Below are 14914 nucleotides of genomic sequence, written 5' to 3' on the forward strand. Positions count from 1 at the left end.
TGAATTGTCGGAGGGAGGAGACTGCCCTTTTGTTCTAGGGCGTTCACTTTGGGTCGTTTATTGCCTGTCGCGACCGGCTACAATCGACGCATAGCGGACATAACTATCGGCATTATCGTTCTTCTAAAACAACCACATAATCGGAGAAGTCGACATCACCAACACCGTCGCTACACTCCAATATCATCTTGCCATCGGGCTCGCAGACGTGAATTCCTGTATTGCCAACCCATGCATTCATGACAAAAGTGCTTTTCCATACGTTCCAGATTTTTAAAGTACTTCCAAATTTGGAAAACACTTCTATCTCCACAGCATCAGGACTGGTATCAGACCACAAAATTATCTCGGGATAGCCATCGCCAGAGCCGTCGACGACGATCTGCCCACTTACCGCCTTTAATGCTAACCCTTGCACTCGACCGTTCGTAGCACCCAATCGGCGAATTGAAAAGACGGTTCTGGGCTTCGTGATCTCGATCTCCATGATCGCAACCACGGTTTTCCCATTGAAATTTATGGGCTTTCCTTTAGTGCGCATAAATATCGAAGAGAGCGTTTCTTCCATTTTCAGTTCCCGGAATTTCTCAGGTCGTTTGAGTCAGCTTGGCCCAGGCGAGGTTAGCATCTCTATAGTTTGCGGGGTCTCATGAGCGGCTACTTTTGGGCGTGAACGCACGCACAACCACAAACAACTCAGATTGACAGGGAAGGCCCATGATACCTTCCGAGACTCATTCATGACACGGAGGTCCCCATGCGCACTCTTTATATCCCTATCATCCTGGCGGCAACTTGTTTGGCATCTGGCTGCAGCATCAAGCAAACCGTGACGCCTGCTGAGCTTTCTTCCGAGATGACGCCAGAGATCTGTCTGATCCCTGCCGAAGGACTGCGAGAAGGGTTCAACACTGCCTATGAAAACCAGCTCAAAAACAAAGGATTTCATACGCGCCAGCTTCCGCCAGGTAGTAACCCTTCCAGCTGCCCTCTTTCAACGACTTATATCGGTACTTGGTCGTGGGACTTAGCTCTTTACATGAGCTATGCGGATATCCGCGTTTATCAGTACGGCCAGCAGGTTGGCCAAGCTGAATATGACTCGCGTTGGGGTGGTGGTCGGGTCATTGATAAATTCATTAATGCTGAGAAAAAAATCACAGAGCTGACTAATCAGCTGTTTCCAAATGGTGCCGCAGTCTTGAAGGGAGTTAAGGATGGTCTGAAGTAGCCATGTATTTCCCCGGCATACCACCTAGCGCAACTTTTAAACTCGCCAAATGATCAAAAAACAATCAATTCGACGAGTATTTCTTACGTTTTCGCCACCCGGACCCCACTCCGGTGGCCATTTCCCGCATTACAGGCGCACCTCTCCTGCATTCGTCAGTAAATGTCGGCGCGCCATCCACAGGTTCGACAGAGCGAACAGTGTCACCAGTTGCGCCGTGTTTTTGGCCAAGCCGCGAAAGCGCACCTTGGTGTAACCGAACTGGCGCTTGATTACCCGGAACGGATGCTCGACCTTGGCGCGCACCTGAGCCTTGGCCTTTTCAATCTTGCGCTTGGCTTTGTACAGCACGCTGCGCTTATCGAGTTTTTTGTAGGTGCTGCGGCGTGCCGCCACCTGCCAGATAACTTCACGTCCTTCATGCTCGGGCCGCTTTTCGACACCGGTGTAGCCTGCATCGGCGCAGACCACGTTTTCGTCGCCATGCAGCAATTTGTCCACCTGGGTGACATCCGCCACATTGGCCGCCGTGCCCACTACGCTGTGCACCAGACCCGATTCGTCATCGGCGCCGATGTGGGCCTTCATGCCAAAATAATACTGGTTTCCCTTCTTGGTCTGGTGCATTTCCGGGTCGCGCTTGCCGTCCTTGTTCTTGGTCGAACTGGGCGCATTGATCAGCGTTGCATCGACGATGGTGCCCTGGCGCAGCGACAGGCCGCGGTCGCCCAGATAGCCATTGATGACAGCGAGGATGCCGGCCGCCAGCTCGTGTTTCTCCAGCAAGCGGCGGAAGTTGAGAATGGTGGTTTCGTCGGGGATGCGCTCCAGGTTCAGCCCGGCAAACTGGCGCAGGATCGTGGTTTCGTACAGCGCTTCCTCCATCGCTGGATCGCTGTAGCCGAACCAGTTCTGCAGCAGATGCACACGCAGCATCGCCATCAACGGGTAGGCCGGACGGCCACCTTCACCTTTCGGATAATGTGGCTCGATCAAAGCAATCAAGCCCTTCCACGGCACCACCCGATCCATCTCGATCAGGAACAACTCCTTGCGGGTTTGCTTGCGCTTGCCAGCGTACTCGGCGTCGGCGAAGGTCATCTGCTTCATCGGGAAACTCGGTGGGTGGGGTCGCGGTATTTTGCCAAATCAGAAAGTCTTTTTCAGAGTTTCCTTAAGGAATCAAACTCTGGGAACGATGCCGTACTCATGACAAAAGACGTGTACCAACAGCAACAGCTTAAACAGCTTGAAAAACAGGGCCTCCCCTATGATGAGTACCAGAAGCGTTACAAGCTGATCATGGCTGAATAGGCTTTGTACCGGTACTGACAGGCAGTTGAGGGTCGTTTTCTGCCTGTTGCGACCGACTCAAAACGGCCAAAAACTGCCGTTGAGCGTCTACGAAGCCGAGGTGACCCACACTTTGGCAACATGGTGATGTAGGAGCGAAATATGTTTTTGCGTTCTCATATCGAAGCCGATACGCCAGAATGCGTTTAACGCCTACCACCAGATCAGCAAGTGCTGACATTTGTGGGGCTAAGCCGAGACCCTGCAAGGAACGCGCATGAATTTCCTAAAGAAACTTCTTACTTTATTGAAAAGCCCTTTAACCCAAGACGCCCAACCCACACCCCAACCCCGTGAATTCCGCGAGCCAGTTACTCCCAGCAATTTGTCTGAGGCTGAAGCGGCAAATCAGGCAGCCCGACAAGCCAGCGAAGCGTGCCTGGATCTTCATTGGGGCTTTATCGGCACAGTCGAGCGGGATGTTCTTTCCTACATCATTAGTCCAAGCTTTTCGGGTGGCCCTTACTGGCCTTCGACCCGGCAGGCCTACCGAGTAGTTCGCCGTGGCGACACAGTAATCATTGCAACCGAAGGCCTGTCGGACCCATTCGATGACGCTGAAGGGATGGGCAATGGTTTTGAGATGGAGTTGTTCATAGAAACAGCAGATATACCCGAGCACGCCCGTGGTCCCTTGGGTGAGGTCGATCCTTTCAAGCGCAGCTGGGCATTCGAGCTGGTGGAACACGTTGCCAAAACGGTGGCAGATGCTGGGGGAATCACCCACCAACTCGAACAGCACGGAGCGCTATCCCTCGAAATTCCGGGGTTCAGCCGGTCGCACCATATGAGTGATCAACTCCCCAAACTCTTCGTTACCGACGACGACTCTACCGGCGTCTTGCTGGGAGCCCCTGAACCGGATTTCCCTACTCGACTGGATGACATGCCTTTATCCCCGGTCAGATTGGTTCCAGTGGTATTGATCACAGCGTCGGAGCTTGAATACGTTCGTGACGGTGGGCGAGGAGCACGCGAGGATCTGGTAAGCCGTTTGAAGGCTGCGGGCATCGGGCATATGAGCAGCCTGCGTCGTGCTAGCGTTGTTTGACACCGCGCAGCTCTCGAAAGCTGGCGAAGCGAGCGACAGTTCTGTAAGTCTCGTGGCAGCTTTGGGTCCAGGCTGTGTGAAAACACCGCCGAGCAGTTCAAGACCTGCGGTTTAAAACAGTATGAGTCGATAGTGGATTTTCACGACCGGCAGCCTTCGTTCGGTCGTTGTCCTTCGAACAGCAATGGCTGGGCTCATTCATAAAATTTACCAGCCAGCAAAATGGCCGCACAGCGTTGCCATACGTTTGATCTACTGGCACTCACAAGGGAACTGCGTGAGCTGGCAGTCGCCCACGCTGCGGCAGCATCAAGAAAGTTATCAATAGAGCCGTTTTCCCACCCCAACGCCCCCGGTCCATAGGGAGACGACGGAGAGGTCTCCTCCAGCAAACGCTCCTCGGCGAAATCCATACCTAGAGCTTCAATGAAGCCGATGAATGATTGTTCGTCGTCTACGGTTTTCAGTAGCTCATCAAGATTTATGGACATCGTGACCTTGGAGGTGCGTGATAGGTGATAGCGAAGGAGTAAATTCTCACTATGCTGCTATGCCACGAGATGAGGGGCAAGCTTAGGTCCTCTTTGGGGCCAGGCTGTGAGAAAGGCTTTTCATCGTCGATGATCGCCCCCGCTACGACTTTCAACGAAAGATGTTTAGACAATCCAATACCATTTCGCCCTGTCTGGTTTGAAAGCGCCTCCTGATGGAGACGCCTTAAAAATCACAGACTCCGAGTCATTCCTGAGGCCAGCACCAACCGTTCGAGTCCGATGCCGAACCCAGCTCCTTCTCGATAGGCACCGCCGCCGACAACTTGTTGTTGCGCGCCCAATACGGGGCAACGCACCTCGAAGCCATTCCCCTCGAGGTAATAACTTAGTCCACGCTTCACTGCGAGACTGAGTTCATATTCCAATCCCAGCGAATCAAGAAAGCCAGTGCAGATTGTTTGGCTACGCTCCAAAGCCTGTGCCGGTGTAGGACTAAGAATTTCGAGTCCCAGTTGAGTGAATTCGCGATAACGACCTGCTTGGGGTCGTTCATACCGGTAACATCGCGCTACGTAGAAAAACATAGCTTCTTGTCGTGACCCGAGAAGCACATCGTTGCGCTCCTGAAAGAGCGCAGTTGCTTCTGGGATGAGGCAACAAGGACGTCCGGCCTTGTCATTGAAGGCCCACATTTGTCCGATAATTTCACTACCGCCAGCTTTCTCAATAAAAGTGTCTTGGCCCCATAGCGCAGGAACTATGGCCTCCTCAGCCCCGGCATCGATGAAGATAGCTCCGAAAACAGCCTTCTATCTCACGCATGATTGCAGCTTCTTTCCCAGTCACTATTCGAGTTCCACGAAGCATAGTCATTTTCAAAATCTCCAATTTACAGGCAATAAAAAAGGCGCCATTGGCGCCTTGGTTTGGTTCACTGAGTAGTCAGAGTCGATGTTTCGAACTCTGACTAATCGATGAGCGTACGCAACCGCGGCACCCTGAGCGAGGTCCGTGATGATGATGGCGATTGCTTGGAATAAATTGAGTCATAGCGAATCCTTGCACAAAAGTGGGAGCGCCTACAAGCCGCCGCATTTTTTGACAAACCGGCGACACGTCCCACCGAAGCCGTTTTCACACAGTCTGGACCCGAAGCGGACAGTCTTACACAAGTGAAGTTGTCATGCATTGTGCATCATCTGTTCGAACTGGCGAGTGAGCTTTTCAAATCGCGATGTATCACACGCTGGACAAAGGAAAGGCATTCTTCGTCCCGTAAACATAGACGTCAGACTGTTGCACTTCATACAACGCAGATGTGTTTTTACGTATGCAGTTAGAGGCTCGGCGAGCTGCTTGTTCAATCGGCTTGCGAGAAAAGCGACCTGAGATCGATCGAACTGGTTCGTCAAGCTCAAGTGGCGTAGATGCGTACAGCGAACGAGGCTAGTGATGTCATCGATCTCGAACTTCGCATTGGCCAGTGAAAGTCTGGTGAGCTTGGAGATACGAGTAACAGGCTCGATGGATTCAAGGCGGAGAGGCGAGCCTCCACCCTGGCTACCAGACAGACGCAGCTCTGTCAGCTCGCTTAGCTTCTCAAGCCCGTCGAGGTGCCGGAGCCTTGGAAAGTCTCCAATTGCCAGATACGTCAAACCACTTAGTCTGGAAACGGGTTCCAGTGTTTCAATTTTTTTTGCCCATTCCAGCGTCAAACGCCGTGTATTAGTTAACCTATCAATTCCCTCAAGTGAAGCAAGCTTAAGATTGTAAAGGCGTAGTTCATTTGCTTTGCACCGAGAGAGCACCGTCGGCCATATATTTGCTGAAACGTTCCGTAGATCGAGTTCGTCCCTTTCGGAAAGTTCTTGTTCAGAAAACTGGCCATCCAAACATAGCATCATGTCTCACATCCTTATAAGTTGTTCCGTGAGGCGAAACAGGAAGCCTCCCCATGGCTTAGGGCGCCGAAGCTATCGAGTGGCAGCAAGGATGTCACAGCGGCTCCTATTAGCCGACTGCTGCCTCTCACGAAGGTCTACAATCGGCCAAAAGCAGTTCCTCAATTCAGGGGCGTTTTCGTCCGAAAAAACACCATTCAGAAATGTCTGAAAGAGGACGCGCAGGCACCTACCTCAAGGACGATGCAGCCCTGTCGCATCCCGCCAGTACAAGGTTTGTTCGAACTGAAAGCTAATAAGAAAGAAGGCCGAACACGAGTGAAATATGGACTGAGCGATTTTATCCAAATCTTCCATAGCCGACTCCCCCTCTGGTTCGGGCCCTTTAATTCTGATGGTGCAACGCACCGCGACAGGGAAGGCGATACCCATTGTATTCTCAGCATAAATCGTAGGGTCATCGAGTACGTCATTGGTACTCAATTTAAGTCCCGAGTTAAATTCAGCGGATAGCCCATTTCCTGCGACCTCTATTTCCCAAGCACCAGCATTCGCAAGTGCTTTGCTCAGCGTCGAAATTGTGAGCGTACTATCAGCTTCCAAGCACAGATCAAGACTCATGAATCCTCCCTTTTCCTTGGCTGCACACTTGCACCAAAATTTTTGAATGCGATCTTCTCGACAGTGTATTTGGCTAGCGGTTTGAATGTCTGCTTTTGGCCGATAGTGTTGAAAAAGTCGCTCCGCTCAAACTGCCCGGAAATCGACCGGGAAAAACGCCATTTTTTTGCACGCAGCTACGTGAAATCTGATCCTGGAAGCCTCAGCCACAAGTAAGAATTTCAATCTCCGATGCGTACTTTTCTGTCGTGGGAACCAAGGCCGACTTTTTCAACAGAATCGGCCATTAGTGGACGCTCAGGCTCCTTGGTATCGAGCACAATCCCACGTCCAATCGCGGAGAGGCATACCGATAACGGCATCTTAAATTTCCCGAAAAAAGGTAGGGTTGCGGAAGCGATGACCAAATCGCAGACAATAAAAAACCCCGTAGACGCTAATCTACGGGGTTTCTAAGAGTGGAGGCCGAGGTCGGAATCGAACCGGCGTAGGCGGATTTGCAATCCGCTGCATAACCATTTTGCTACTCGGCCTCAAACGATCAATGCTGCTGTTGCTGACATTCACCGCATAAAAACATGAGTGGGCTATAAAACCCTGCCTCTACTCTAACTCATTGAATACATTGAATACATTGAATACATTGAATACATTGAAGTTTTTAACGCTTCATTGCGTTCGATGGGCGCCATTATGTACTCATTTGCCTATGCCTGCAACCCCTTGATTTCAAAAAATATTCTGCCCAGTCATCAAGGGGTTGCGTGTGCGCCCTACTCCTTGATGACCTGTTCCCGGTACTGCGGGTCGGCCTTTATTTGCGCTTCGGTGAATGGCAGCGGGCGGAGTTTTTTCTCGGAGAATGCTTGGGTCTGGTCCTTGGCATAGTTGGACGCGGGGTTGCTGGACTGGGAGAACGCGAGCACGCCCAATGCGTTCGGCCCCTGGTCGTCGAAGCTGACGATTTGCAGGTAACTGCTGCCGCTGACCACTTCGCGTTTGCCATCGGCCCTTGGCACGGTTTGCATGGCGTTATAGATGCCGAGCGCTTGCGGGCCGCCGTGGATGGGGGTTTGCCCGGAGACTTGGATATCGCCCCAGCGGCTGTTGGCGCTGAGACCGAGCCTGGCGACTTCAGCAGCAGAGGCCAGCATGGCTTCGCGCAAGGCCTTGGCAACGTCGGGGCGGTCGATGGCGAGGCCACGGGGGGTGGTCAATGGTTCGGCCGGGTCGAAAGCCACGCGCCAGGCATCGGGGGTTTGTTGCAGGTGCTCCGCGAGGTTGATGAAGTGCACCAGGCCCAGGCCGCTGTCGAGGTTGGCGTGCCGGTCCCAGTGTTTGAGGCTGGTACACAGCGGTTGCAACGCGGCAGCATCGCTGCCCAGTTGCGTGGCGCAGTATTCCAGCAGGTCGGGCATGATTTGGCCCGCCACATACACTTCGTTGTCCATGACCATGTTGTGCAGGTCCGCAACCGTGATCGGCCGTTGCTCCAGGGATTGCAGGCGCTGCACGGCGAAGCGCGCGCGCGGGCCAAGGCCGATGTGGTCCTGGCTGATCACTGGAGAGAAGCCGGTCAAGGGCGCCTTGGGGTTGGCCATCCAGGCCGAGTCGTTGGCGTGTTGCACGTAGTCGGTGCGCTGCAGTTGCGGCAGTTGGGCGGCGGCGAAAATGCCCGGTTGCGCGGCATGCGGGTCGATGTCCCAGGCGCAGGCGCTGCGGGCGCCGTCGAGGATGATAAATTGCAGGCCGGCCCGCGGGTCGCTGCATTGGGCGAGTTTGGCGGCGCTGACGTTGGGCACCACCGACAAGTTCATGTACAGGCTCTGGCCCTGATCATCGGCGGCCACGGTGTTGACCCACGGGATACCTTGCAGGGTGTGCACCGAGGTTTGTAGTGCCTTGAGGCTGGGGGCGCGGTTCATCGCGTACCACTGTTGCAGCACGCGGTCATTGCCCAGGTTGGCGTCGCGCAGGCTGAAGGCGTGCTGGCTGTCCCAATCCAGCTTGCCGGGCCATTGCACCACGGGGCCGAAGCTCGAACTGTAGACCGTACGGGACACGGCCTTGAGGCTGCCGTCGGCCTGTTTGACTTGCACCGTCACCGAGGTTTTCGCCAGGGGGATGGATTGACCGTCCAGCAGGTAGCGCGTGGAATCCTTGGGGTCGAGGGTCAGTCGGTACAGGGTGAAGTGTTTGGACGTGTCGACCGTATGGGTCCAGGCCACATGCTGGTTGAAACCGATGTTGATCACCGGCAGACCCGGCAGCGCCGCGCCCATCACATCCAGTTGGCCGGGGATGGTCAGGTGCATCTGGTAAAAACGCATGCCGCCCACCCAGGGGAAATGCGGGTTGGCCAGCAGCATGCCACGACCATTAAATGAACGATCACGGCCCACCGCGACGGCGTTGCTGCCGCGATCGAGACTGAAGCGCTGCTGCTGGGCCGCCGCCAGTTCAAACGCCCTTGCGCGACGCTGCACGCTGGCGGTGGCCTGGGGTGGCGCCGCACCAACCAGGGCTTCGGCGAATTGGCCAACGCCGCCTTCGACCAGCAGCCTGCGGGTCAGCTTCACCAGATCTTCCACCACCAGCGGCCGCACCCACCCGGCCTGGCATGGCGCCGGGGCGCCCTGCTCTTTGAGATAGCGGTTGTAGCCGGCCACATAACCTTCGATGCGTTGGCGGATCGCCGGGCTCTGCGCGTTCCAGAAGGCGGCTACGGCCTCGGGGGTATTCAGCCAGGTGAAGAACACATCGCTGGCGAGGTTGTTGCGTTCCTCCAGGGTCGCCTGTTCCGGGCCGAAGAACCGCGCGCGCTGGCCATTGACGGTGACCACTTCATTGGCCAGCAGGCACAGGTTGTCCTGGGCGTAGGCGTAACCGATGCCAAACCCCAGGCCGCGCTCATCGCTGGCGCGGATGTGCGGCACGCCGAAGCTGGTGCGCCGGATATCGGCGGACGCCTGCGCCACCTGCTCGCGCGCCGATGCAGCCAGGCTCAAGCCCAGCATCAGTCCCGCCACGCACATCCTGGACAACCGGTTGGAAATAATCACACAGACTCCACAGTCAAATTGAACACCCTTGCCTGGGGTCATTCCCCCACCGTAAGGACGCAACAGACCGTGAATAATTTAGCGACGCAGTCCGTTCATTGAACGCGACTGCGTTGTGACAAAACCGATACCGACAAATTTTCTACATGCGGCACTTCATGATTTCGCTCACTCGTTCGTCTTATTGAATAAGAGCGCCATCATTTTCCTGATCAGGCTCTGATAAGGAGTTTTTTGCATGTACAACTCGCAACTGCCCACGGACGGACACTCAACGACCGCCGATGCCACGTTTGGCAGCGGCGTACAAGCCTTCGGCAAAGCGCCAGAGCAGCAAGGCAACCAACGAATTCGGCATTTACTCAAGTGTTTCGGCTTGCGCACCAGCCTGATCCGGCTGAAGGTCATCGACGCCCTGCTCACGGCCGCCGCCCACCAGCGCACCCTCGGGGTACGCGGCGTGCACAGCCACTTGCTGGAACTGGGCATCCCTTTGTCGTTCCTCAGCGTGCGTGAGGTACTCAAGCGCCTGTGCAGCGAGGGCGTGATCACCCTCAATGCCGATAAAAGCTACAGCCTCCATGAAGAGGCTGCCAAAGTGCTCGAAGGCCGCGCCTGACTCGACGACGTCAATCAGAAGTTAGGCTTGACCTTACGACGCATCACGCCATTGATCACCACCACGGTGACCGCCACCGCAATGGCGATGTACTGGAACGTTTTTTCGCTGATAACCCCAGTGTTCTGCAGGTAGGACAGGCCAAACATCGTCCCCAGTACCACCAGGGAGATCAGGATTGAATATTTCAAGCGTTGCTTTTGGGTCATGACGGGTTCCTGAACCTTGAGAATGTATCCACTTTGTATCGCCGAACATGCCAGGCACATACCCGATGACGGGGATGGAATGGGGTCGGCAGGGTCTCATGTTACAGGCGATGAAAAGCTTTGGCTTGTTCGATGCTTTTATTGAGCCAGCCTGATGTCACCCCGTGAGAACCCTGGAGGATTTTGAAATGTTCCGTCGAATCACCTGGCTGATTCCCCTGCTGATCATGCTGAGCATGAGCGGCTGCATCATATTCCCCCACGGCGGCGGCTGGCATGACCACCGCTATGAAGGTGGCGGACCGGGTTACTACCATCGCTGAGGGGCAGGTTCCCGCCTATCCGTTTCTGCGGTAACGGCGGCTGGTCAGCCATGGATGCATCAACTTCACTCCCTCATCGGGGGCAAGTCGAATCGTCGCACCGCCCCTCCCACATTTTCAACCGAGTACACCAGGCACAACTCCGGTCGGCGCCAGGGCAGCCACAGCCAGAGCAAAGGCAGACTCAGGTCGACCTGATGTATGCAGATCCAAATGTGGGAGGGGGCTTGCCCCCGATAGCAGTGGGTCAGCCACAGACGCATCAACTGACACACACCCGCAAGGACTTTTTCAAAAGTTAACCAACACTAAGCCTTACACAACACGGTATCTCCAGAGGGAACCCCCTCGGGTGTTTTTTGCACCCAAAAGGGGCGTCTGGGGAACAGGGATCCTCCTACTGGCAGGCGCTTATTCTCGGCACGTCTGAAAAGGTACCCTCCGATGACAAGTCTTTCCTCCACGCCCTTACCGCACCTTCTGCCCCAACAGCCTCCCCTCCTGATCGATACACCCACGCCCGCCCTCCCGGGCAACCAGCCCCCCACCACCGACACCGAACAGTCCGATTCAACCCAAACAAACCCCTCAACCACCGATACCGCCAGTGGCAGCTTGGCGCAAACCCTGGCAGACAAGCAGAACCTGCGCAGCCTGGGGCAAAAACTCAACGACATGGCCCAGCGCCTGGGTGTAAACGCCACGCCGCAGGAGATCCTGGCCGCGCTGAAGTCGACCCCCATGGATGTGCAAGCCGCCGCGTCCTATCCCGTCACCCCCGGCCATGCCACGACAATCGAGGCCTTCATCACCTCCATAGGCGTGGCTGTACCGAACAGCCATTTCGCCTTGACCGCATTGGCAGACGCCGTGCTCAGCAGGGCCATTGAACACCCCCTGGGCAATCTGGGCGGTGCCCTGTCCTGGCCGCTGCCGCTGAGTATCGCGGAGCAACGCACGTTGCTCAGTGCCGCCACGCAATATGTCACGCTCCACCCCAACCCACCGTCGATGGGGGCAAGCCTGGGCCCGCTGGATTATCTCAACAGCAATCAGCCACTCAGCGGCGAAGCCGCACGTGATCCAGCGAAGGTGCTGGAAACCCTGCTCAGTACCCCCCGTGCACAAGCGCTGGGGCAAGCCATGCAGACTCAATTGAACGGCATTGCGACTGACACCAGCGTCAATGACTACACACTGGCCGCGCTCAATCTGATGCTGGACCCACAGTCCATCAGCACGCCCCATCGAAACACCGTCGCCGGGTTTGATCTGGCACAGTCGGAGCATTGGGGCAAACCCGCATCAGCCATATTCCCGACCCTGAGCAAGCACTTGAGCGAGCAAGGCCACGCCACGGCCGAAATGGCCAACGTCGGCGCTTACCTGATGCTGGCCCGCAAGGCGCCCGAGTTGCTGATCAAGGACATCCCCAGCAACGTGACCTATGGCAGCCCTGCCTGGGTCAACCTGTCGATCGCCGCGGCAACAATAGAAGCCCAGACACCGGGCAAAGTGCCCAACATGAGCTTTGCCCAGGTCATGAATGCCGCCGAAGACGCCAGCCTGCAAGATCCAGCCATGACCCAACAGGCACAACGCGCCGCCCTGCGGGTGTGGGGCGTGGTGAATGGCGCACTCTCCCAGCAAGAAGCGGATCGCTACAGCCCCGACGACGTCGAGAAGGTCCGCAGCGCGTTCAATCAACAGGCGAATGAACGATTGGAGGCGTCCACCCAGATCCAGGCTGAAATGCCAAGCCGCAAAGACATTGCCCTGGCCGCACTTAAACAACGGTTCGGCTCGGATGTGCCCTTTGAAGAAAAACTGCTGAGCGTCAAGAACACCAAGCAACCCCACATACAGCCGCTCTACGACCCCAATCGTGCCCCGGCAGGCTTGCACTCGTTGCTGGATATCGCCATGAGTGGCTTGCACCAGTACGAATGGGAAAGCACAGACCCACGCATCCTCCGCGCCACGCAAGGCGAGTCCCTGCAATTCGACGTGAACAGCACCTTCAACGATCAGTTCACCCAAGCCATCGATTCAAGAAAAAAGGGCATTGCTACGGCGGTCAAACACATGATTGCCCAATTGCCCCTGGCCGACAGGCAAAACCTGGAGCATGGGGAACTTGAGTTCTACCAGCACAATACCTACAAGCTGGGGCTAGGATTTACCGGAAGAACCCTTCACAGCAAAAACGACAATTTGCTGGTTAAAGCCACAGGGCCAAGCGGCGAGACGGTGTATAAGATCGACCTGAAACAAGGGCGCGTGACCCAGGTTCCCACCACCGTTTTGACCGATCAGCACGAACGTAACGCCAGCCTGGTCTACCCGATTGAGCGGTTCACACCAACCACCTCGCCTGAGGCCGACTTCGCCCAGGACAAGACCGTCAGTTCTCCTCCGCCCACGCCTTCGAGCTACACAAGTGCCCGAACACAGTCCATTGCCGATGCCTTTGTCGAACACCTGGACATTGCCGGCAAAGACGTGGTCCGGCAGGCCAAGGGGGCTACCAGCTACGATCAGCAGATGGACACGGAGTGGAAACTGGTCAGCTTTTTACTGGACCTGATTCCACTCAGGTCGGCCATTGTCAACTTTCAAAACGGTGACTACCTGGATGGCGCGACAGACCTGGGCATGGATATCTTTGGTTTCGTCACTGCCGGCGCAGGGGCGGCAGCGAAAGTGACAAAAGCCGGAACCTCGGCCGTCAGTGCCGCAACCAAGGCCCTGCGGGTGGCCAAAATACTCGGGACCACCGTCATCGGTGAGCTCAACCCCTTCAGTGGTATAGGCGATCTGGTTCAAGGCGGTGCGAGGCTGATCGACAACGGGATTGAACAGGTCAAGCACATAGGTCGTCATCACAACGTGTTGAATGTCGCCAGTGCCGAATATGGACCTATTACCCAAGGCACCTTCAAGGCTGCCGACCAAACCGTCGAGGGAAGCACCATCCTGTTTGATGGCCAACGGTATGCCTATGATCCCGACAAGGGCAAACCTTACGGAGCGCCGATCGAGGCATTCAACCCGCTGCACAGGATGATGCCGCCCTCCCCCCGCGCGCGTGACAGCATGCGCTACGATCCTTTAAGCAGAACCAATCGCCCCATGCAAAACCGCGTTCAACCCAGGGTTCCGTTGCCTATGGATGAGTACGCCACCAGCCCCCATACCGGTGGAGCCCTGATCGAGGACCATTTCACACCCGACAGAATCCGCTTCACCCGAGAAAAGTTCTCGCTTGAAAAGACCGCTTACTTCCAGGATATGGCGGCGGGCGGCATGCCACCACGCCCAGCGCTTCCTGATATCACGCCGGCAATGTCCCCCAACGAGCTGATCGCCAAATCCCTGAAAGAAACTGACGTCCTGGTCTTTGGAGAAGACCATTTAGAAGTCGCCAGCCTGATCACCATGCGTGACGCCATGAAAACCTTCAAGGAAGGAGACGTCAGAGCGTTGTACGTGGAAGGCGCAACGCTCGACGCGTATGGCCTGATCCATGATGAATCACTCGTGGAAGGCATTAAGAGCAGGGTGGGGGGTAACACGCTTTACGATGAACTGAAAAAAGCCGCTGAAGAATTCGATATCGAAATCATGCCTCTCGAGCATCGCTATCTGACTCGGCACTCAGACACTAAGGGTTATTTCTCCGGGCTGAGTACACTGCCCAAATCCTCAGCGGAATACATCGCGTTGTCGAAACAGCGCCTCGAAGAGGTGAACTATTACGGGGCCAGGCAAGTGATGAAAAATGAACTGGGAGGGAAATCGGTCGTGTGGGTCGGGCGGTCCCACATGAACACCACCGAAGGCGTTCCTGGCATTGCCGAATTGACCGGCGGCATCGGTATCGGCGTCTACCAGAAGGCAGACATCGCCCAGAGCGTGGGGCTCAAGGCGGGCAAACAAAGAGACACAACGGCACGCCTATCCACAACGGATGACACGGCGGGCGATCTGCAAATTCAAGTTAAGGTGTAAGGCAGGGTAAAACCAAAACCCCGGGGCGAATCTCCCGGG

General features: G+C 55.7%; 12 protein-coding genes, 1 tRNA gene and 1 pseudogene. 5 read left to right on the plus strand and 9 right to left on the minus strand.

The window, feature by feature from the left end:
• Positions 1-112: 112 nt before the first annotated feature.
• Entirely contained in the window at positions 113-568 is a 456-nt protein-coding gene (locus AB7933_RS18725; protein ID WP_024075713.1) for a hypothetical protein, read from the minus strand.
• Between the two features lie 189 nt (positions 569-757).
• On the opposite strand from AB7933_RS18725, the pseudogene AB7933_RS18730 reads away from it, so the two are divergent.
• A pseudogene (locus AB7933_RS18730) lies at positions 758-1216 on the plus strand (Sbal_3080 family lipoprotein); the annotation flags it as partial.
• A 144-nt stretch (positions 1217-1360) separates the two neighbouring features.
• Here the strand turns inward: AB7933_RS18730 and AB7933_RS18735 are convergent.
• The gene (locus tag AB7933_RS18735; protein ID WP_010466230.1) at positions 1361-2341 is read right to left on the minus strand and encodes an IS5-like element IS1384 family transposase; all 981 of its coding nucleotides are present in this window, start codon (positions 2339-2341) and stop codon (positions 1361-1363) included.
• 460 nt (positions 2342-2801) lie between these two features.
• Between AB7933_RS18735 and AB7933_RS18740 the strand changes: the two genes are divergently transcribed.
• Positions 2802-3635, plus strand: coding sequence for a suppressor of fused domain protein (locus AB7933_RS18740; RefSeq protein WP_024075715.1), 834 nt, complete (start codon positions 2802-2804; stop codon positions 3633-3635).
• 194 nt (positions 3636-3829) lie between these two features.
• On the opposite strand, the gene AB7933_RS18745 is transcribed toward AB7933_RS18740, so the two are convergent.
• From AB7933_RS18745 to AB7933_RS18770, 6 genes are all read right to left on the minus strand, one after another.
• Positions 3830-4126, minus strand: a complete 297-nt coding sequence (locus AB7933_RS18745) for a DUF7660 family protein (protein ID WP_024075716.1) — start codon at positions 4124-4126, stop codon at positions 3830-3832.
• A 233-nt stretch (positions 4127-4359) separates the two neighbouring features.
• Positions 4360-4920 (minus strand): ATP phosphoribosyltransferase regulatory subunit, encoded by a 561-nt coding sequence (locus tag AB7933_RS18750; RefSeq protein WP_081730339.1) that lies wholly within the window; start codon positions 4918-4920, stop codon positions 4360-4362.
• 390 nt (positions 4921-5310) lie between these two features.
• A complete protein-coding gene (locus AB7933_RS18755) occupies positions 5311-6033 on the minus strand; it encodes a hypothetical protein (RefSeq protein WP_024075718.1) in 723 nt (240 codons plus the stop codon).
• A gap of 231 nt (positions 6034-6264) precedes the next feature.
• The gene (locus AB7933_RS18760) at positions 6265-6651 is read right to left on the minus strand and encodes a hypothetical protein (protein WP_017737668.1); all 387 of its coding nucleotides are present in this window, start codon (positions 6649-6651) and stop codon (positions 6265-6267) included.
• Between the two features lie 459 nt (positions 6652-7110).
• A tRNA-Cys gene (locus AB7933_RS18765) sits at positions 7111-7184 on the minus strand.
• A 240-nt stretch (positions 7185-7424) separates the two neighbouring features.
• On the minus strand, positions 7425-9713 hold the full coding sequence (locus tag AB7933_RS18770) for an acylase (protein ID WP_041160950.1): 2289 nt from the start codon (positions 9711-9713) through the stop codon (positions 7425-7427).
• A gap of 238 nt (positions 9714-9951) precedes the next feature.
• On the opposite strand from AB7933_RS18770, the gene AB7933_RS18775 reads away from it, so the two are divergent.
• Positions 9952-10332, plus strand: a complete 381-nt coding sequence (locus AB7933_RS18775) for a fe2+ zn2+ uptake regulation protein (protein ID WP_024075720.1) — start codon at positions 9952-9954, stop codon at positions 10330-10332.
• 14 nt (positions 10333-10346) lie between these two features.
• Here the strand turns inward: AB7933_RS18775 and AB7933_RS18780 are convergent, their stop codons facing one another.
• Positions 10347-10541, minus strand: coding sequence for a hypothetical protein (locus tag AB7933_RS18780; protein ID WP_017846379.1), 195 nt, complete (start codon positions 10539-10541; stop codon positions 10347-10349).
• A gap of 188 nt (positions 10542-10729) precedes the next feature.
• On the opposite strand from AB7933_RS18780, the gene AB7933_RS18785 reads away from it, so the two are divergent.
• Together AB7933_RS18785 and AB7933_RS18790 are read left to right on the plus strand one after the other, a co-directional pair.
• The gene (locus AB7933_RS18785) at positions 10730-10864 is read left to right on the plus strand and encodes a hypothetical protein (protein WP_024075722.1); all 135 of its coding nucleotides are present in this window, start codon (positions 10730-10732) and stop codon (positions 10862-10864) included.
• 675 nt (positions 10865-11539) lie between these two features.
• Positions 11540-14875, plus strand: a complete 3336-nt coding sequence (locus AB7933_RS18790) for a hypothetical protein (protein WP_143036942.1) — start codon at positions 11540-11542, stop codon at positions 14873-14875.
• Positions 14876-14914 lie beyond the last annotated feature (39 nt).

The organism is Pseudomonas gorinensis (genome assembly GCF_042015035.1).
In the GTDB taxonomy this organism is placed as follows: Bacteria; Pseudomonadota; Gammaproteobacteria; order Pseudomonadales; family Pseudomonadaceae; genus Aquipseudomonas; species Aquipseudomonas gorinensis.